Annotated in this window: 15 protein-coding genes and 5 tRNA genes; 8 read left to right on the top strand and 12 right to left on the bottom strand. The window is 69.1% G+C overall.

The features are described 5' to 3' along the window. The first annotated feature begins 134 nt into the window (after window positions 1-134). Entirely contained in the window at window positions 135-1,262 is a 1,128-nt protein-coding gene (locus ACODT0_RS14885) for a YadA family autotransporter adhesin (protein WP_489041631.1), read from the top strand. Window positions 1,263-1,280: 18 nt separating this feature from the next. Here ACODT0_RS14885 and ACODT0_RS14880 read toward each other — a convergent pair. The 5 genes from ACODT0_RS14880 to ACODT0_RS14860 form a co-directional block, all read right to left on the bottom strand. Then, a tRNA-Asn gene (locus ACODT0_RS14880) sits at window positions 1,281-1,357 on the bottom strand. A gap of 9 nt (window positions 1,358-1,366) precedes the next feature. Further along, window positions 1,367-1,443, bottom strand: a tRNA-Arg gene (locus ACODT0_RS14875). A gap of 7 nt (window positions 1,444-1,450) precedes the next feature. Continuing rightward, window positions 1,451-1,526, bottom strand: a tRNA-Glu gene (locus ACODT0_RS14870). A gap of 17 nt (window positions 1,527-1,543) precedes the next feature. Continuing rightward, a tRNA-Trp gene (locus ACODT0_RS14865) sits at window positions 1,544-1,619 on the bottom strand. Between the two features lie 365 nt (window positions 1,620-1,984). Continuing rightward, window positions 1,985-2,061: transfer RNA gene (locus ACODT0_RS14860), tRNA-Leu, on the bottom strand. A gap of 493 nt (window positions 2,062-2,554) precedes the next feature. Here ACODT0_RS14860 and ACODT0_RS14855 point away from each other — a divergent pair. Beyond that, on the top strand, window positions 2,555-3,511 hold the full coding sequence (locus ACODT0_RS14855; protein ID WP_057597032.1) for a phosphate acetyltransferase: 957 nt from the start codon (window positions 2,555-2,557) through the stop codon (window positions 3,509-3,511). 9 nt (window positions 3,512-3,520) lie between these two features. Next, complete coding sequence (locus tag ACODT0_RS14850) at window positions 3,521-3,976, top strand: GNAT family N-acetyltransferase (RefSeq protein WP_489041604.1); 456 nt, start codon at window positions 3,521-3,523, stop codon at window positions 3,974-3,976. Here ACODT0_RS14850 and ACODT0_RS14845 read toward each other — a convergent pair. Beyond that, window positions 3,967-4,620 carry an alpha/beta fold hydrolase gene (locus tag ACODT0_RS14845; RefSeq protein WP_489041603.1) on the bottom strand — a complete coding sequence of 218 codons (654 nt, stop codon included), beginning with the start codon at window positions 4,618-4,620 and terminating at the stop codon, window positions 3,967-3,969. The two genes, ACODT0_RS14850 and ACODT0_RS14845, sit on opposite strands and share 10 nt — an antisense overlap. Before the next feature lie 110 nt (window positions 4,621-4,730). Between ACODT0_RS14845 and ACODT0_RS14840 the strand changes: the two genes are divergently transcribed. Further along, a complete protein-coding gene (locus ACODT0_RS14840) occupies window positions 4,731-5,660 on the top strand; it encodes an SMP-30/gluconolactonase/LRE family protein (RefSeq protein ID WP_296738373.1) in 930 nt (309 codons plus the stop codon). A 209-nt stretch (window positions 5,661-5,869) separates the two neighbouring features. Beyond that, a complete protein-coding gene (locus ACODT0_RS14835; protein ID WP_489041602.1) occupies window positions 5,870-7,354 on the top strand; it encodes a carboxylesterase/lipase family protein in 1,485 nt (494 codons plus the stop codon). A 67-nt stretch (window positions 7,355-7,421) separates the two neighbouring features. Here the strand turns inward: ACODT0_RS14835 and ACODT0_RS14830 are convergent, their stop codons facing one another. From ACODT0_RS14830 to ACODT0_RS14815, 4 genes are all read right to left on the bottom strand, one after another. Next, window positions 7,422-8,177 (bottom strand): helix-turn-helix domain-containing protein, encoded by a 756-nt coding sequence (locus ACODT0_RS14830; RefSeq protein ID WP_422096272.1) that lies wholly within the window; start codon window positions 8,175-8,177, stop codon window positions 7,422-7,424. Between the two features lie 106 nt (window positions 8,178-8,283). Then, window positions 8,284-9,216: a dimethyl sulfoxide reductase anchor subunit family protein gene (locus ACODT0_RS14825; RefSeq protein ID WP_489041601.1), complete on the bottom strand. Its 933-nt coding sequence runs from the start codon at window positions 9,214-9,216 to the stop codon at window positions 8,284-8,286. Between the two features lie 5 nt (window positions 9,217-9,221). Next, window positions 9,222-10,001 (bottom strand): 4Fe-4S dicluster domain-containing protein, encoded by a 780-nt coding sequence (locus tag ACODT0_RS14820; RefSeq protein WP_489041600.1) that lies wholly within the window; start codon window positions 9,999-10,001, stop codon window positions 9,222-9,224. Continuing rightward, window positions 9,998-12,937 carry a molybdopterin oxidoreductase family protein gene (locus tag ACODT0_RS14815; RefSeq protein ID WP_422096270.1) on the bottom strand — a complete coding sequence of 980 codons (2,940 nt, stop codon included), beginning with the start codon at window positions 12,935-12,937 and terminating at the stop codon, window positions 9,998-10,000. The genes ACODT0_RS14820 and ACODT0_RS14815 overlap by 4 nt, the downstream gene beginning before the upstream one ends. An 82-nt stretch (window positions 12,938-13,019) precedes the next feature. On the opposite strand from ACODT0_RS14815, the gene ACODT0_RS14810 reads away from it, so the two are divergent. Next, entirely contained in the window at window positions 13,020-13,961 is a 942-nt protein-coding gene (locus ACODT0_RS14810) for a LysR family transcriptional regulator (RefSeq protein WP_489041599.1), read from the top strand. Here the strand turns inward: ACODT0_RS14810 and ACODT0_RS14805 are convergent. Then, a complete protein-coding gene (locus ACODT0_RS14805) occupies window positions 13,958-15,148 on the bottom strand; it encodes an acetate/propionate family kinase (protein ID WP_489041598.1) in 1,191 nt (396 codons plus the stop codon). The two genes, ACODT0_RS14810 and ACODT0_RS14805, sit on opposite strands and share 4 nt — an antisense overlap. Before the next feature lie 16 nt (window positions 15,149-15,164). After that, window positions 15,165-16,976 carry a sulfoacetaldehyde acetyltransferase gene (gene xsc / locus ACODT0_RS14800; protein WP_489041597.1) on the bottom strand — a complete coding sequence of 604 codons (1,812 nt, stop codon included), beginning with the start codon at window positions 16,974-16,976 and terminating at the stop codon, window positions 15,165-15,167. A 184-nt stretch (window positions 16,977-17,160) separates the two neighbouring features. Here xsc and ACODT0_RS14795 point away from each other — a divergent pair, with 184 nt between their 5' ends. Together ACODT0_RS14795 and ACODT0_RS14790 are read left to right on the top strand one after the other, a co-directional pair. After that, window positions 17,161-17,982 carry an IclR family transcriptional regulator gene (locus ACODT0_RS14795; RefSeq protein ID WP_413762737.1) on the top strand — a complete coding sequence of 274 codons (822 nt, stop codon included), beginning with the start codon at window positions 17,161-17,163 and terminating at the stop codon, window positions 17,980-17,982. 22 nt (window positions 17,983-18,004) lie between these two features. Then, a complete protein-coding gene (locus tag ACODT0_RS14790) occupies window positions 18,005-18,979 on the top strand; it encodes an AAA family ATPase (RefSeq protein WP_208509764.1) in 975 nt (324 codons plus the stop codon). Window positions 18,980-18,984: the final 5 nt, after the last annotated feature.

Below are 18,984 nucleotides of genomic sequence, written 5' to 3'. Positions count from 1 at the left end.
CCAGCCTTTCGACCTCCACCTCGACCGGCCTGAGCACCGCCACGAGCAGCATCGACAGCCTCTCGACCGGCCTCAGCACCACGAACAGCCATCTGGGCAGCCTGTCGACGGGACTGAGCACGACCAACAGCCAAGTGGCGAGCCTGTCGACCTCGACCTCCACCGGCCTGAGTACCGCCACCAGCGGCATCCAAAGCCTCTCGAGCGGACTGAGCACGACGAACAGCAACCTCCACAGCCTGTCGACGAGCATCAGCGGCTCGGTCAGCGGCATCGGCAGCCTGTCGACGGGACTGAGCACCGCCAACAGCCGCGTGACCGACATCTACGACAACGGCACGAAGTACTTCCACGCCAACTCGAAGGCCGCCGATTCGCAGGCCATCGGCCAGGAGTCGGTGGCGATCGGGCCGCAGTCGGTGGCCAGGGGCGACAACGCCCTTGCAGCCGGCAACGGCGCGAAGGCGATAGGCAACGGCTCCGTGGCCATGGGCTTCGGCGCGCAGGCCACGGGAGACGGCGCCATCGCGGTCGGTACCGGGGCGCAGTCGAGTGCATCGCAAGGCACCGCCATCGGATTCGGTGCGGTGGCCATGCAGGCCGGTGGCGTGGCACTCGGCGCGGGCTCGGTCGCATCGACGGCCGCAGGCATCGCCGGCTACGTGCCGCCGAGCGCCACCTCGGAGCAGGCCGCGGCCATCCGGGCCACGACGAGCACGCAGGCCGCGGTGTCGGTGGGCGACGCGGCCAAGGGCCGGTTCCGGCAGATCACCGGGGTGGCCGCGGGCACGGCCGACAGCGACGCCACCAACGTGGCGCAACTCAAGGCCACGGCCAACACGGTCAAGGCCGGCAGCGTTCAGTACGCAACCAACCCCGACGGCTCGGTCAACTACAACGAGATCACGCTGGGCGGCGGCCAGGCACCGGGCGGCACGCGCATCGGCAACGTGGCGCCGGGCGTGTTGCCGGGCGATGCGGTGAACCTGCAGCAACTCTCGCAGGTACAGAACCAGGTGAGCGAGACCGCGGGAATCGCCTACAGCGGCGTGGCCATCGCGAGCGCGATGAGCAGCCTGCCCCAGGCCATGACGCCGGGGAAGAATCTGATGTCGCTGGGCGTGGGCTCCTACTCTGGCTATGGCGCGCTGGCCTTCGGCTACTCGTACCGCACCAAGGACGGCAACTGGGTCTACAAGGTCAATGGCGGCTTCAGCGGCAAAAAGACGAGCCTGGGCGTGGGCGTGGGGTACGAGTGGTGATGCGCGCCCGCCGCAAGATGGCTCCCCGAACACGGTTCGAACGTGTGACCTGCGCATTAACAGTGCGCCGCATCTACCAGCTGAGCTACCGGGGAAAAAGAGAATGGCCCCACGTGCACGACTCGAACGTGCAACCCCCTGCTTCGTAGGCAGGTGCTCTGATCCATTGAGCTAACGCGGGATGAGGATGGCGTCTCGTGCGGGATTCGAACCCGCGATTTCCGGAGTGAAAGTCCGGCGTCCTCACCGCTAGACGAACGAGACGCAGAAGGAAAAAGAGGTGGCGCGCGCGGAAGGAATCGAACCTTCAACCGCTGGTTTTGGAGACCAGTGCTCTGCCAGTTGAGCTACACACGCACGATAAGAACGAAGATGGTCTGGGTGGCAGGATTCGAACCTGCAGCCTCCTGCTTCCAGGGCAGGCCGTCTACCTGATTGACATAGGGTCTGTCATCAATCAAACGCCCTCGCGAAGCCCTGTTGCGCGGGGCAGTGCAAGGCGCCCTGAGCGCTGCGTAGCGCGCTACGTAAGCGAAGGGCAACGCCGCAATGCACCGCGCAACAGGGCTTCCCTCCGGGCTGGCCCCGCCATACGGCGGCTACTTTGTCGGCCGGCTTGCCCATGGGCGACCATGGGCTGCGCCGTCCTTCGCGTATCCACCGCATGGCGGGGCCAGCGCGAGGGCGTTTGATTGATGACAGACCCTAAACCCAGAGAAATTTGGTGCCTCGGGGGAGACTCGAACTCCCAGAATTCCGCTTCTAAGGCGGACACGTCTACCAATTGCGTCACCGAGGCTGAATGTGTTTTCTCTTGCTTGCCGAGGCGAGGGGCCGCGCCATCGCGGCCCCGCCTCGGCGTTTCGAATTTTGAAGGAGCGTGCATGAGGCTTATGGCTTCATGCGCTGCAGCACGATCGCTGCATGGGTCAAGGGTTCGGTGATGAGGCGCCAAAGCAAAAAGGCCCGGAACCTTTCGGTGTCCGGGCCTCTTGGTGAAGAGCGCTTGGGAGGTCGTCGCCTAAGCGCGCCCTCCACCCGGATGCAGCCTGTGGTTCTCGTTCAGCCATGCAGCGACCGTGACGGCCAGCAGAGCGCGCACGAGCGGCCGGACCGGAACGGGTCGGAGGCTTTCGATGCAAATGCGGGCTGCGGTGGTCACGATGGGTCCTGTGGTGCTGCGTGTGGAATCGAAAATGCGCAGTCTGCTGCGCGAAGGAGTCGGACTGTAAATAGTCTTTACGCCGCCGTCAACATGCCGGCTGAAAAAATTTTGAAGTAAGGTTGCCCGCATGGCCGCACCCCATCCCACCACCTCCCATCCGCACTACGACCGCCTGATCGCCACCGCGCGCGGCCTGCCGCCGCTGCGCGTGGCGGTGGTGCATCCGGCCAATGCCGTGTCGCTCGAGGCAGCGCTCGCCTCGGCCGCGCTGGGGCTGATCGCGCCCACGCTGGTGGGCCCGCGCGCGAAGATCGAAGCGGCAGCGCACGAGATCGGCATCGACCTCTCGGGCATTGCCATCGTCGATGCGCCGCACAGCCATGCCGCGGCCGACGCGGCCGTGGCGATGGCCCTGCGCGGCGAGGTCGATGCATTGATGAAGGGCAGCCTGCACACCGACGAACTCATGGGCGCGGTGGTGCGCCGCGAAGGCGGCCTGCGCACCTCACGCCGCATCAGCCATTGCTTCGTGATGGACGTGCCCGGCCATGCGCAGCCGCTGGTGATTTCCGATGCCGCGATCAACATCGCGCCCACGCTCGAGGAGAAGGTCGACATCGTGCAGAACGCGATCGACCTCGCGCATGCGCTGCTGATGCCGGCCGTGCGCGTGGCCATCCTCTCGGCCACCGAAACGGTCAATGCCAAGGTGCCCTCCACGCTCGACGCGGCCGTGCTCTGCAAGATGGCCGACCGCGGCCAGATCACGGGCGCGCAGCTCGACGGCCCGCTCGCGATGGACAACGCGATCGATGCCGAGGCCGCGCGCATCAAGGGCATCGTCTCGCCGGTGGCGGGCCGCGCCAACGTGCTGATCGTGCCCGACCTCGATGCCGGCAACATGCTCGCGAAGAGCCTGACCTTCCTCGGCGGCGCCTATGCGGCCGGCATCGTGCTCGGCACCAAGGTGCCGGTGATCCTCACGAGCCGCGCCGATTCGGAAGCGGCACGGCTGGCCTCCTGCGCCGTCGCGTCGATGCTCGCGAAGGCGGGACGCGACCGGCTCATCAAGGCCGTGGGGTAGCCTTCGCCGATGACCATCGCACGCGAAACGCCCGACCAGCCCGAGGTGATCGCCCTGATCGCCGAGCTCGATGCCTACCAGGACAAGCTCTATCCACCCGAAAGCCGGCACCTGCTCGACCTTGCGTCGTTGAAGCAGCCCCATGTGCTGTTCTTCGTCGCGCGCGATGAGGCGGGTCAGGCCATGGGTTGCGGCGCGGTGGTGCTCGGCGCCGCGGAGGGCGAGATCAAGCGCATGTACGTCGCGCCCGATTTTCGGGGCCGGGGCATCGCGCGCCAGTTGCTGCAGGCGCTGGAGTCCGCATCCATCGACGCGGGCTGCAAGCTGCTTCTGCTCGAAACGGGTCCGTTCCAGCCCGAGGCCCTCGCCCTCTATGCCTCGCTTGGCTACGAGCGGCGCGGCCCCTTCGGCGGCTACACCGACGACCCGCTCAGCGTCTTCATGCAGAAGACGCTTTACGCGTAGTTCAGCAGGATCTTCGCGAAGGCCTCGGGCGCGAGCCGCGGAATGTCGTGCGCGCAGTCGAGGCGGTGCGTGATCCATTCGGGGTCCTGCCGCAGCGCTTCGTACAGCGCGATGAACGGGCTGCCTTCCCAGCCGAAGGCGGCCACGTAGGCCTTGCAGCGGACCTGGCGCCAGTCGCCCGTCAACGCGATCGCCTGCAGGAAGGTGGCCATGGGATGGGAACGGCAGCGCTTGTCCAGGTGCCCCGGCGCCGCGCAGCTCAGGCCATCGGCCGCCACGCCTGCGATGAAGCGGTCGCGATAGGCCTGGCTGGTGAGCGACCACACCGAGTCGCCATGCGCGGGCACATAGGCATCGGCATAGACCAGCGCGCCGACGCGCGAGGGCGCCCGGTCCGCCGCGCCCGTGATGACCATGCCCGCATACGAATGGCCGACGAGCACGGCGGGCGCATCGCCTTCGTGCAACGCCTGCACCACCTCGTCGACATGGCTGTCGAGGTTGGCGCCGCGCGCGGGCTCGTCGCCCAGCCCCGACAGCGTGAGCGCGCGCACCTCGTGCCCTTCGCCCGCCAGCAGTTGGCCGACGGCCTCGAAGGCCCAGCCTCCGTGCCAGCCGCCCGGCACCAGAACGAATTTCGCCATTCGACGTGTCCTCCATCGCAGCATGCGTTCGACAGGCTCTCATTGTCGCGTCGCGGCCCCGACCGCACAATGAAGCCGGCTCGCCGTCCACGCCCTCCAGGAGACACACGATGAAGATCCGAGAACTCGCCAGCGGCCTGCAGTTTCCCGAAGGACCGATCGCCCTGCGCGACGGCTCGGTGCTGCTGGTGGAGATCGCGCGCGGCACGCTCACGCGCGTGCGGCCCGATGGCCTGGTGCAGGTGGTGGCCGACCTCGGCGGCGGCCCGAACGGTGCCGCGATCGGCCCCGACGGCGCGGTCTACGTCTGCAACAACGGCGGCTTCAAGTGGCACACCGAGGCCGATGGCAGCGTGCGGCCCGTGGGCCAGGCCGAGGACTACTCGGGCGGGCGCATCGAGCGCGTGAACCTCGCGACCGGCCGCGCGGAGCGGATCTACGACACGGTCGAGGGCGGCGCGCTGTGCGGGCCCAACGACATCGTGTTCGACGCGCATGGCGGCTTCTACTTCACCGACCTCGGCAAGGTGCGCGAGCGCGACATGGACCGCGGCGGCCTGTTCTACGGCCATGCCGACGGCGCCGCCGCGCAGGCGATCGCGCGGCCCGTGATGACGCCCAACGGCATCGCGCTGTCGCCCGATGGCCAGACTCTCTACTACGCCGAAACCGAGGGCGCGCGCGTCTGGGCCTTCGACATCGTGGCGCCGGGTCGCGTGCGCAAGGATGGCTGGCCCTCGCCGCATGGCGGGCGCATGCTCTGCGCCTCGCCGGGCGGGCACTACCAGCGCTTCGACTCGATGGCGGTCGATGCGCTCGGCAATCTCTGCGTGGCGACGCTGCTGCATGGCGGCATCAGCATCGTGGCACCCGACGGCGGCCAGGTCGAGCACCTGCCGCTGCCCGACCGCTACACCACCAACATCTGCTTCGGCGGCCCCGGCCTGCGCACCGCCTTCGTCACGCTGTCGGGCAGCGGGCGGCTGATCGCGATCGACGACTGGCCCACGCCCGGGCTGGCGTTGAACCACGAGGCCTGAACTCCGCGCGCGGCGCGTGCCGCGCAAGCACATTCCCACCGCTCGCGCTTGTACCGAGTTGCTGTTGTCGCGCCCGCGTCAGCACAGCATCTCGGTACAAGCGTGCGCGCACCTGCGTTCCTACGATGCCGGCTCACTCAACAACCAGGTGCGGAGACATGAAACGTCAGGACAGAGGTACGGGGATCAGGTGGCTGGCGGCCCTCGCTTTGAGCGCGGGCCTCGTGGCATGCGGCGGTGGTGGCGGCGGCGGCGGTGGCTTCATACCGCTGCCGCCGGCATCGGGCGGCGGCGGCAATCCACCGCCGCCCGCGGTGGACGCGAACGCCTACGCCGATCCGATCCAGACCGCATCGGGCAAGGTCTCGGGCGAAACGGTCGGCGACGGCGACACGCGGGTGCACCAGTACAAGGGCATCCCCTACGGCGCGCCGCCGGTCGGCAACCTGCGCTGGAAGCCGCCGCAGCCGCCGGCCTCGTGGGACGGCGTCTATGCCGCCACCAGCTACAGCAAGATGGCGCCGCAGCCCTTCCCCGCGTCGCCCGTCTACGACGCCGTGCCCGAGTCGGGCATGGGCGAGGACGTGCTGCGCCTGAACATCACCACGCCCGCGAAGAAGAAGGGCGAGAAGCTGCCGGTGATGGTGCTGTTCCATGGCGGCGGCCTCACCACCGGCTCGGTGAACCGCGCGAGCGACAACCTGCCGAACCTGCCCAATCACGGCGTGGTGTCGGTCACGGTGCAGCACCGCATCGGCGCGCTCGGCTACATGGCGCATCCGACGCTCACGGCCGAGTCGGCCAACAAGTCCTCGGGCAACTACGGCCAGCTCGACCTGGTCGCGGCGCTCAAGTGGGTGCAGGCGAACATCGAGGGCTTCGGCGGCGATCCGGGCAACGTCACCATCTGGGGCCACTCGGGCGGCGGCATGAAGACCAACTGGCTCGTGGCCTCGCCGCTGGCCAAGGGGCTGTTCCACCGTGCCATCGCCGAAGCCGGCTGGACCACCGCCGGCACGCCGCTCGCGCAGACCGAGCAGTACGGCGTGAAGCTGATGGCCAAGGTGGGCGCGGCCACCATCGACGAGCTGCGCAAGAAGCCGTGGCAGGACATCGTCGCGGCCTCGTTCGCGAGCGGCAGCGGCTACACCACGGCCTTCACGGTCGACGACTGGTCGCTGCCCGACACCATCGGCAACCTGATCCTCGACAACAAGCACAGCGACGTGCCCTTCATGGTGGGCAACGGCGGCGCCGAGATCACGGCGGCCAACCCGCTGCGCGGCAACTTCCTCAAGCAGATGGTGAAGGTGCAGAAGTCGCCGATCTACACCTACATCTTCACGCACGTGCCGGTGAACTGGGCCAACGCGGGCGTGACGGCCTACCACGGTCTCGAGGTGTCCTACCAGTACGGCTCGCTCGCCACGGTCGGGCGCATCTACGGCACCTCGCTGCTGCCCGCGAGCCCCGACATCCCGCCCGATCCGGGCGTGAGCGATCGCGACTACAAGCTCAGCGACGAGGTGATGAGCATGTGGACCCGCTTCGCCACAACGGGCGATCCCAACGTCGCCAAGATCGGTGTCACCTGGCCGAAGTACGACGATGCCGACCAGTACCTCGACATCGGCATTCCCTCGATCGTGAAGACCGGCTTCTCGACCGTGACGACGAAGCAGATGCCGCGCTGAACGCGCCGCCATGAAGAAGAAAGCCGCCGCGGGTTTCGCCCCGCGGCGGCTTTTTTGGTGGGCGCGTTCAGGAGAAGAACTTCACCGACTCGCGGTCGCGCGAGTACGACGGGCTCTGCCCGTACCAGTGCCGGTAGAAGTGCGAGAGATGGGCCGAGTCGCTCAGGCCCGCCTCGTGCGCGATGTCGGTGAGCGAGCGGCCTGAGTACAAGAGCTTGCACACGCGCACCTGCTTGCGCCAGCCCTGGTAGGCACGGAACGACAGCCCGAGCGAATCGGAGATCAGGTGCGACATGCGGTACGGCGAAAGCTCGAAGGCACGCGCGAGTTCGACCAGCGTGGCCTCGGGTTCCTCGTCGAGGTAGCGCAGCACCTGCAGCACGCGCGTGTCGATGCGCTGCGTGCACGGCAACTGCTCCACCGCCGTCGAGACCAGGTCGCGAAAGATCTCCTCGGCCTGCGCGGGCTTGCGCGCGCCCTCGTACATGCCCGCGAGAAAGCCGTCGAAGGGCCTGAAGGCCCTGCGCTCGAGCACATGCGCGCCCAGCGGCACGATGCCGCTGAAGGCGCTGAAGAAGGGCGAGGACGGCGGCAGGTTGATGCTCACCAGGCCCGCGTTCGACACGCTCAGCGTGCGCACCGTCTGCGGCGCCACCGCGATCGCGCCGCCCACGAACTGACGCCGCGGCGTGCGCAGCGTGAGCGGCGTGCCGTCGACGGAGAACAGCAGCACCGCATGGGGCCTGGAGGTGGCGGGGAAGTCGTCCTTGCGCGAGGCGTAGACGTAGGAATTCGCACTGAAGAAATACAGGTGGTCGGTCATCGGAGGGGGCAACCTGTCGTTCGGAAAGCAACGCGTGTTTGTGCATCACCACCCGGCATCCGGCCAGCGTGCTAACCCCTAGCGAGCCCGACGACGGGCGCTGGTCCTACGACACGACCTGGTAGTACAGGTTCTGCGGATGCCGTGCCTGCGCGAAGAAGAACCAGCGCTCGGCCAGCAATCCCGGCGCCTGCACCAGCAACGCGAGCAGCCACGGCAGCGCGGCCGCGCTCGCGAGGCCCCAGGCCAGCAGCAGCGCGGGCAGCGCGAAGGCCAGCAGCAGGAAGCCCAGCTTGACCTGGCGCAGCGCGAGCTGCGAGGCGCCATGGAAGAACTCGCGCGTGTTGAACGAGCCCGCCGACATGCCCATCGACTTCTGCACCAGCTTGTGCGTGCGGATGCCGGTGGCCGACTGCAGGGTCGAGCGCGGGCGCAGCCGCGCATTGCGGCGCAGCGTGAACGCGCGCACGGCCCAGGCCACGAGCGTGAAGGCCAGCGCCCACGGGCCGAAGGCCTGCACGAAGCGCGCCTCGCCGGCCACGGCGGCCAGCGCGCAGGCCAGCACCAGGCCCGACGACAGCCCGATCAGCATGAAGTTGGCGATGGTCAGCGGATGCGCCCACTCCTGGATGAAGCGCAGGCAGGCATAGATCATCGCGGTGCAGTACCACAGCGCGATGGCGCCCCCCAGCACCAGCACGGGCAGCAGCACCGACCACGGCGCGGCGACCCCGAGCCGCAGCGCGAGCCACCACAGCGCGACCAGCGCGATGAAGGCCGGCAGCACGATCACCTCGCGCGACATCCACGAGGTGCGCCACATCAGCACCGCGCGCCAGGCGCGCGTCTTGCGGCCCAGGTGCATGAACGAGGCCGCGAGGCCCGCGACCAGCAGCAGCTCGGCCAGCGCCAGCGCGCCGCCGAGGAAGGCCGGCGACAGCCCGAGGCCGAACAGCACCGCCAGCGCGAGCGCGGCCACCAGGCCCTGCGCGGCACCGGCCAGCGTGGTGAAGAAGAGGATCGAGAAGGCGGGATGCATGCGCGCTACTCCGGCGTGCCCTGCGCGGGCGCGGCCATGTTGCGGCGCGGCAGGTAGCGATTGGCGGGGCTGGTTTCCCACTCGGGCATCAGCGGATAGCCGCCGCGCTCGCGGATCGCGCGCGAGACCTCCGAATCGGGGTCCTTCACGTCGCCGAACAGGCGCGCGCCGGTGGGGCAGGCCTTCACGCAGGCGGGCTTGCGGTCTTCCTGGGGCAGCTGCTCGTCGTAGATGCGGTCGACGCACAGCGTGCACTTGGTCATGACCTGGCGCTCCTCGTCGAGCTCGCGCGCGCCGTAGGGACAGGCCCAGGCGCAGTACTTGCAGCCGATGCACTTGTCGTAGTCGACCAGCACGATGCCGTCTTCCTTGCGCTTGTAGCTCGCGCCGGTCGGACAGACCGGCACGCAGGGCGGGTCCTCGCAGTGCAGGCAGCTCTTGGGGAAGTGCACGGTGTCGGTGCCGGGGAACGAACCGGCCTCGTAGGTCTGCACGCGATTGAAGAAGGTGCCCGTGGGGTTGGCGCCGTAGGGCTCGAAGTCCGCGAGCGGGCCCGCGCTGCCCGAGGTGTTCCACTGCTTGCACGAGGTCACGCAGGCATGGCAGCCGACGCAGACGTTGAGGTCGATCACGAGGGCGAGCTGCCTGGCGAGGGTCTCGCCGGGCTCGGCGCGCTGGCTCGTCGCCGCCCCGCCCGTGGAGGCTGGCAGGAATGCACCGGAGGCACCGGCCACTGCCTGGGGCTGCGCGGCCCCCGCCACCAGGTCCTTCAACCACTGCATCATTTCCGCCCCCTCCCCGCAAAGTACGTCAACACCTGCGCCGCCTTGCCCCGCACCCCGGGCGCGCTCGGCATGCTCGCGAACTGCGGATAGCTCTGCTCGGGCTCGCCGGGCTCGGCCGGCCGGATGCGCACGCGCACGTCGTACCAGCCGGCCTGGCCCGTGATCGGATCCGAATTGCTGATGCGCCCGCTGGCCGTGCCCGCGCACGGCAGCTCCTCGCTGATCAGGTGGTTGAGCAGGAAGCCCTTGCGCGCCTCGTCGGCGCCCGGTGCGAGCTGCCACGCGCCGTCGGCCTTGCCGATGGCATTCCAGGTCCACACCGTGCCGGGCTCCACCGCCTCGCTGTAGCGCAGCATGCAGCGCACCTTGCCCCACTGGCTCTCGACCCAGCACCAGCCGCCATCGGCAATGCCCGCGGCTTCGGCCGTCACGGGATTCACGTGCAGGTAGTTGTGGCTGTGGATCTGCCGCAGCCACGCGTTCTGCGAATCCCACGAGTGGTACATCGCCATCGGCCGCTGCGTGAGCGCATTGAGCGGATAGGCCGCGGTGTCGGTCGCGGCCTCCTCGAGCGGCGCATACCAGAAGGGCAGCGGATCGAAGTAGGTGGCGATGCGCTCGCGCAGGCCCTCGGGCGGCTGACGGCCCGGGCTCTTGCCCTGCGCGGCGAGGCGGAAGCTCTGCAGCGTGTCGGAGTACAGCGCGAGCTGCACCGGGTCGTTGCGCTGGCGCCAGCCCTTGTCCTTCGCGAAGTCGAGGTACTCGCGGTTCCAGTTGCGCATGTAGTGCATGGTCTCGGGCATGTGGTACTGGAACACGCAGTTGTTCTGCGCATAGGCCTCCCACTGCTTCGGATTGGGCTCGCCGCGCAGGTGCTCGGTGCCGTCCTTGCCGCGCCATCCCATCAGGAAGCCGATGCCCGGCTGCGGCTGGAAGTTGACGACGAAGTCGGGATAGTCGGCGTACTTGCGGCCACCCTCGGCCGTGGTGAAGGCGGGAAACTTCAGCCGCGAGGCCAGCTCGATCAGCACCTCCTGGAACGGCCTGCACTGCCCCGCGGGCGGCACCACCGGAATGCGCACCGAATCCACCGGCCCGTCGAACTCCGAGATCGGCCGGTCGAGCATGCTCATCGCGTCGTGGCGCTCGAGGTAGGTGGTGTCGGGCAGCACCAGGTCGGCGAAGGCCACGGTCTCGCTCTGGAAGGCGTCGCACACCACCAGGAACGGGATCATGTACTCGCCCTGCTCGTCCTTGCGGTTGAGCATCTCGCGCACGGCCATCGTGTTCATGCTCGAGTTCCAGGCCATGTTGGCCATGAAGATCAGCAGCGTGTCGATGCGGTAGGGATCGCCCTTCACCGCGTTGGTGATGACGTTGTGCATCAGCCCGTGGGCCGACAGCGGATGCTCCCACGAGAAGGCATGGTCGATGCGGATCGGCGAACCGTCGGGGTTGATCGCGAGCTCGTCGGGGCTGGCCGGGAAGCCCAGCGGCGCCGCATTGAGCGGCGTGTTCGGCTGGATCATCCCGGGGTCGTTGAAGGCCCGGTAGTTGGGCACGATGTGGCGCGGGTACGGCGCCTTGTGGCGAAAGCCGCCGGGCGCGTCGATGGTGCCGAGCACGCTCATGAGGATCGCGAGCGCGCGCACGGTCTGGAAGCCGTTCGAATGCGCCGCCAGCCCGCGCATCGCATGGAAGGCCACGGGCCGCGCCTGCGTGGTCTCGTGCCGCTTGCCCCAGGCATCGGTCCAGGCGATCGGCAGCTCGAAGGCCTGGCGCAGCGCGGTCTCGCCCATCTCGCGCGCGAGCTTGCGGATGCGCGCCGCATCGATGCCGGTGATGGCCTGCGCCCATTCGGGCGTGCAGCTCGCGACGCGCTCGCGCAGCAGCTGGAACGAGGGCGCGACGCGCGTGCCGTCGGCCAGCGTGTAGTGGCCCTCGAGCGCCGGGTCGCAGCCGTCCGCGATGCCCTCGGGGTAGGCCGGCTTCACGCTGCCGCTGGCCTTGTCCCACACCAGCTTGTTGTGCGGGTTGCGGCCGTCGCCCGGCGGGCCGCGCTCGGGGTCGAAGGCGAACAGGCCCTCGCGCTCGCAGTCGTCGAGCACCACCAGCTGCGGCGCGTTGGTGAAGCGCTTGAGGAAGGCATGGTCGATCAGCTCGCTCGCGATCAGCTCGTGCAGCAGCGCCATCAGCAGCGCGCCGTCGGTGCCGGGCTTGATCGGAATCCATTCGTCGGCGATGGCCGAGTAGCCGGTGCGCACCGGGTTGATCGAGATGAAGCGCCCGCCATCGCGCTTGAACTTGCTGATGGCGATCTTCATCGGGTTGCTGTGGTGGTCCTCGGCGGTGCCGATCATCACGAACAGCCTGGCGCGCTCGAGGTCGGGGCCGCCGAATTCCCAGAAGCTGCCGCCGATGGTGTAGATCATGCCCGCGGCCATGTTGACCGAGCAGAAGCCGCCGTGCGCCGCGTAGTTGGGCGTGCCGAACTGGCGCGCGAACAGGCCGGTGAGCGCCTGCATCTGGTCGCGGCCGGTGAACAGCGCGAACTTCTTCGGATCGGTGGCACGGATCTTCGCGAGCCGCTCGGTCAGGATCTCGAAGGCGCGGTCCCAGCCGATCGGCTCGAACTCGCCGGCGCCGCGTTCGCTGCCGGGCTTGCGCAGCAGCGGCTGCGTGAGCCGCGCGGGCGACACCTGCTTCATGATCCCCGAGGAACCCTTGGCGCAGATCACGCCCTTGTTGAGCGGATGGTCGGGGTTGCCGTCGATGTAGCGCACCTCGGGCCCGTTCTCGCCCTCTCGCAGGTGCACGCGGATGCCGCAGCGGCAGGCGCACATGTAGCAGGTGGTGGTCTTGACCTCGGTCCGGTCGGTCGGCGTGGGCGCCGCCAGCGGGTCGTGCACGGGCTCGCGGGACAGGAAACTGAACACTGGCGGTCCTTTGTTTTCAAGCGTGGCCCGGTCGATGGTAGGCAGCATCGATCGAACGGAAAAGCGCAGAATATTGCTCACGATGACCGGAAAATCAGATCAGCACTCCTCGACCCGCCTGCGCCTCAACCTGCGCCAGCTCGAGGTCTTCGTGGCCACCGCGCGCGGCGGCAGCACGCGTGCCGCGGCCGATCGCATCGCACGTTCGCAATCGGCCGCCAGCAGCGCGCTGGCCGACCTCGAGGGCTCGGTCGGCGCCCTGCTGTTCGACCGCATCGGCCGCCGGCTGGTGCTCAACGAGAACGGCCGCGCGCTGCTGCCCAAGGCCCAGGCGCTGCTCGACCAGGCGGCGGAGGTGCAGGCCCTGTTCAGCGGCGAGCATGCGGCGCCGCTGCGCGTGGCGGCCAGCTTCACCATCGGCGAGTACCTGCTGCCCGAGCGCGTGTCGGCCTGGACCGCGCTGCATCCGCAGAGCCAGGTGCACCTGCACATCGCCAACACGCGCGACGTGATCGACGCGGTGGCGGGCTTCGATGTCGATGTCGGCTTCATCGAGGGGCCGCAGACCCATCCCGACCTGGTGGTGCGCGCCTGGCGCACCGACGAGCTCGTGATCGTGGCCGCGCCCGGCCATGCGCTGGCCGGCCGCGTTGCCACGCACCGGCAGCTGTCACAGGCCACCTGGGTGCTGCGCGAGCACGGCTCGGGCACGCGCCAGGTCACCGACGCCTGGCTGATCCAGAACCTCGAGCAGGTGCAGGTGGGTTTCGAGCTCGGCAGCACCGAGGCCATCAAGCGCGTGGTGGCCTCGGGCACGGGGCTGGCGTGCCTCTCGCGCTACACGGTGGCGCAGGCGCTGGAGGACGGGCACCTGATCGAGCTGCGCACGAGGCTGCCCGCGGGCACGCGCCGGCTCGCGACCGTGATGCACCGCGACAAGCTGCTGGGCCGCGCGACTGCGGACTTCCTGCGCCATTGCGGCGCGAGCGTGCCGCGCGGGGCGGTGGTGCCGCTGCCGGCTTAGGCGAGCACACGCGCCGTGTGGCGCGCAATCACCGCTTCCTCGTCGGTGCGCAGCACCCACGCGCCGACGCGACTGCTACCCGTCGAGATCCGCGCCTGCCCCCCGGCATTGGCGCCAGCATCGAGCTCCACCCCCATCCAGGCGCAGTCCTCGAGCACCCGCGCGCGCAACCCGGCACCGTTCTCGCCGATGCCGCCCGTGAACACGATCGCATCGACACCGCGCAGGGCCGCCGCGAGGCTGCCCATGTGCTGCACCACCTGCTCGACGAAATGGTCGATGGCCTCGGCGGCCGCGGGTGCGTCCGATGCTTCGAGCGCGCGCATGTCGCTCGACACGCCCGAGAGCCCGAGCAGGCCCGATTCGCGGAACAGCAGCTTCTCGACCGCGTCGGCCGACATGCCGCGCGAGCGCATCAGGTAGAGCACCACGGCCGCATCGAGCCGGCCGCAGCGCGTTCCCATGGTGAGGCCGTCGAGCGGCGAGAAGCTCATGGTGGTGGCGACCGACCGCCCCTGCGCGATGGCGCACATCGAGGCGCCATTGCCCAGGTGCGCGACGATCACGCGGCCGTTCGCGGCCTCGGGTGCCTGCCGCGCGAGCTGGTGCGCGATCGATTCGTACGAGAGCCCGTGGAAGCCGTAGCGCCGCACGCCCGCGTCGTGCAGTTCGCACGGCAACGCGAAGCGGCGGTTGAGTTCGGGCTGCACCGCATGGAAGCCGGTGTCGAAGCAGGCCACCTGCGGCACGCCGGCGAAGGCCTGCATCGCGGCACGCACGCCCGCGAGGTTGTGCGGCTGGTGCAGCGGCGCGAGCGGCTCGAGCGCGGCCAGGTCATGGAGCACGGCGTCGTCGATGCGCACCGGCGCCACGAAGCCCATGCCGCCATGCACGATGCGATGGCCCACGCCCGCGATGCGGCCGGCGCCACCCTGTTGCGCATGCCAGTCGAGCAGCGCGGCCAGTGCGCCGCGGTGCGAGCGCGCATCGCCTTCGAGCTTCGCGTCGTGCAGGGTGCGGCCCTGCGCATCGCGGATGCGCAGCCGCGCGTCGAGGCCCGCGCCCAGGCCATCGGCCTGGCCCGACCAGTGCGCGGCGGGCAGGCTGCCGTCGGCGCCGACCGCGTCGAACAGCGCGACCTTGATCGACGACGAGCCCGCGTTGAGCGTGAGCAGCTGGTCGGTCATGCGCGGCGCCGTCCGATCAGACGTAGTCCTTGTACTTGTCGAGGAAGCGCACGGGCTTCGACAACGCATCGCGGCGGAACGGATCGCCGAGTTCGCGCGTGCACATGATCTCGATCACGCAGGTCTTGCGCTGGTTCATCTGCAGGTCGATGGCCTTCTTGAGCGCCGGGCCCACGTCCTCGAGCCGGTCGACCACGATGCCCTCGGCGCCCATGGCCTTGGCGATGCCCGCGAAGCTCTCGCTCTCGAGTTCGCCCGCGACGAAGCGGCGGTTGTAGAAGTCGACCTGGTTCTTCTTCTCGGCGCCCCACTGGCGGTTGTGGAACACGACCGCGGTCACGGGAATGTCGTGCCGCACGGCGGTCATGATCTCGACCATGCTCATGCCCCAGGCGCCGTCGCCCGCATAGGCCACGGCCGGACGGTCGGGCGCGGCGCACTTGGCGCCGATCATGGTGGGCAGCGAATAGCCGCAGTTGCCGAAGCTCATCGGCGCGAAGAAGGAGCGCGGCTCCTCGAAGCGCAGGTAGCTGTTCGACACGGCATTGATGTTGCCGATGTCGGTCGAGACCATCACGCGCGGCGGCATCGCCTTCTCGAGTTCGCGCAGCACCTGGCGCGGGTGCAGGTAGGTGCCGCCGGTGGGCGTCTTCTCGCCCTTGGCTTCCTCGATGACGTCGAGGCTGAACTGGTCGCGCTCGTGGGTCCAGGCGTCGAGCTCCTTCTCCCAGGCCTCCTTCTCGGCCTTGATCTTCGCGGCGCGCTCGGCCTTGGTGGCGTCGCAGGCCAGGGTCTTGGCCGCAAGGCGCTCGAGCAGGGCCTTGGCCGTGGCCTTGGCATCGCCGTGGATGCCGACGGTGATCTTCTTCACCAGGCCCAGGTTGGTGTGGTCGGCCTCGACCTGGATGATCTTCGCCTCCTTGGGCCAGTAGTCCATGCCGTGCTGCGGCAGGGTGCCGAAGGGGCCCATGCGCGAACCGAGCGCGAGCACCACGTCGGCCTGCGCGATCAGCTTCATCGCGGCCTTGCTGCCCTGGTAGCCCAGCGGGCCGGCCCACAGCGGATGGCTCGCGGGGAAGGAGTCGTTGCGCAGGTAGCCGTTGGCCACCGGCGCGCCCAGGCGCTCGGCGAGCGCCTTGCACTCTTCCACGGCATCGCCCATGACCACGCCGCCGCCCGAGAGGATGACGGGGAATTTCGCGCTGGCCAGCAGCTCGACCGCGGCGTTGAGGCTGTTCTCGCCGCCGGCGCCGCGCTCCACGCGCATCGGCTTCGGAATCTCGGTCGTGATCTCGCCGTAGAAGTAGTCGCGCGGGATGTTGAGCTGGGTCGGGCCCATCTCGGAGATGGCGCGGTCGAAGCAGCGCGCGGTGTACTCGGCCATGCGCTTGGGGTTGTTCACATGGCCCTGGTACTTGGTGAACTCCTGGAACATCGGCAGCTGGTTGGCCTCCTGGAAGCCGCCCAGGCCCATGCCCATGGTGCCGGTCTCGGGCGTGATCATCACCACCGGGCTGTGCGCCCAGTAGGCGGCCGCGATCGCGGTCACGCAGTTGCTGATGCCGGGGCCGTTCTGGCCGATCACCACGCCGTGGCGGCCCGACACGCGGGCATAGCCGTCGGCCATGTGGGCCGCGCCCTGCTCGTGCACCACGGGCACGAGGCGGATGCCGGCGGGCGCGAAGATGTCCATCGCGTCCATGAAGGCCGAGCCCATGATGCCGAAGATGTCGGTCACGCCATTGGCGACCATGGTCTCGACGAAGGCCTCGGAGGGCGTCATCTTCTGCACGCCGGTGACGGCTTCGCGGGTGGGTTGCTTGCTCATGGGTCGGTGTCTCCTGCGGATGAAGGGCTGGACGGCGGACTGCAAAAAGCCGGAACGGGAAGTTCCGTATTTCGGGGTTGGCGAATCGGGCGGACTATAGGACGGGTGCCGGGCGGCGTCAAACAAATTCCGAAAATCGGTACGTAATGTTCTATTTTTTGCAAAAGGACTATGATCCGCCGCCATGAAGATCGTCAAGTCGCTTCCGCCCGCCACCGAAGCCACGGGCGCCGACACCCCGGCGATGCGGCTGTTCGCGCTGCTCGAGGTGATCGCCGCCAAGGACCAGCGCTACTCGCTGCAGGGCCTGGTGGAGGAGACCGGCCTGCCCAAGCCCACGCTGCACCGCATGCTGCAGCAGATGGAGGGCGCGGGCCTCTTGCAGCGCGAGGGCGACGGGCGCCACTACGGCATGGGCACGCGGCTGCGCCGGCTGGCCGAGAACCTGCTGTTCAACGACAGCCTGCACGGCGCGCGCCACACGGTGCTGCGCCGGCTGGTCGAGGAAATCGGCGAAAGCTGCAACCTCACGGCCCTCTCGGGCAGCGAGGTGGTCTACCTCGACCGCGTGGAGACCGCGGCGCCGCTGCGCTTCTACCTGCACCCGGGCTCGCGCGTGCCGGTGCACTGCTCGGCCAGCGGCAAGATGTTCCTCGCGCAGATGGGCCAGGCGCAGCGCCGCCGGCTGCTGGCGAATGCCTCGCTCGAGGCCTACACGGCGAGCACGCTGACCGATGCCGCGGCGCTCGAGGCCGAGATCCAGCGCGTGCGCAAGAACGGCTTCGCGATCGACAACGAGGAGTTCCTGCCCGGCCTGCTGTGCATCGCCGCGCTGGTGCCGGCCACGGGCGAGAGTCCGTCGAACCTCTGCATCGCGGTGCAGGCGCCCGTGATGCGGCTCGACATCGCGAAGGCGAAGACGCTGCTGCCGGCGCTGCAGCGCGCGGCGCTGGCGCTGAGCCGCATCGATGCCGATGCGGCGCCCGCGCGCCGTGCGCAGGCCTGACACCCCCACACCCACCCGCCCCATGAACGATATCGCCGCCCTCCAACCCACGCGCCTCGTCGGCGTGCGCGAGACCTTCGGCATCGACGCCGACCTGCAGGTGCCCGCCTTCGCCGAACGCGACGCGCACGTGCCCGAGATCGACGCGGTCTACCGCTTCAACCCCGACGTGACGCTCGCGATCCTCGCGGGCTTCATGCGCGACCGGCGCGTGATGGTGCAGGGGCTGCACGGCACCGGCAAGTCGACCCACATCGAGCAGGTGGCGGCGCGGCTGAACTGGCCCTGCGTGCGGCTCAACCTCGACGGCCACATCAGCCGGCTCGACCTGGTCGGCAAGGACGCGGTGGTGCTGCGCGACGGCAAGCAGGTCACCGAGTTCCAGGAAGGCATGGTGCCCTGGGCGCTGCAGCGGCCGGTGGCGCTGATCTTCGACGAATACGACGCGGGCCGGCCCGACGTGATGTTCGTGATCCAGCGCATCCTCGAGCGCGACGGCCAGTTCACGCTGCTCGACCAGAACAAGGTGCTGCGCCCGCATCCCTTCTTCCGGCTGTTCGCCACCGCCAACACGGTCGGCCTGGGCAACCTCAACGGCCTGTATCACGGCGCGCAGCGGCTCAACCATGCGCAGATCGACCGCTGGAACATCGTCGCCTCGCTCGACTACCTGCCCACGGCCGAGGAGATCGCGATCGTGCAGGCGCGCGTGCCCTCGCTGGCCGACGCGGCGGGCCGCGCCACGGTCGCGGCGATGGTGGCGGTGGCCGACCTCACGCGCAAGGGCTTCGCGGCCGGCGACCTGTCGACGCTGATGTCGCCGCGCACCGTGATCACCTGGGCCGAGAACCTCGAGATCTTCAAGGACGTGGCACTGGCCTTCCGCCTCTCGTTCGTCAACAAGTGCGACGAGGCCGAGCGGCCGCTGGTGGCCGAGTACTTCCAGCGCTGCTTCGACCGCGAGCTCGCGGAATCGCACCGGCTCGCGGACGGCTGAGCGCG

The organism is Variovorax sp. FG153 (genome assembly GCF_057809595.1).
The sequence above is the reverse complement of the archived record's forward strand: the minus strand, read 5'-3'. Positions and strand labels throughout refer to the sequence as shown.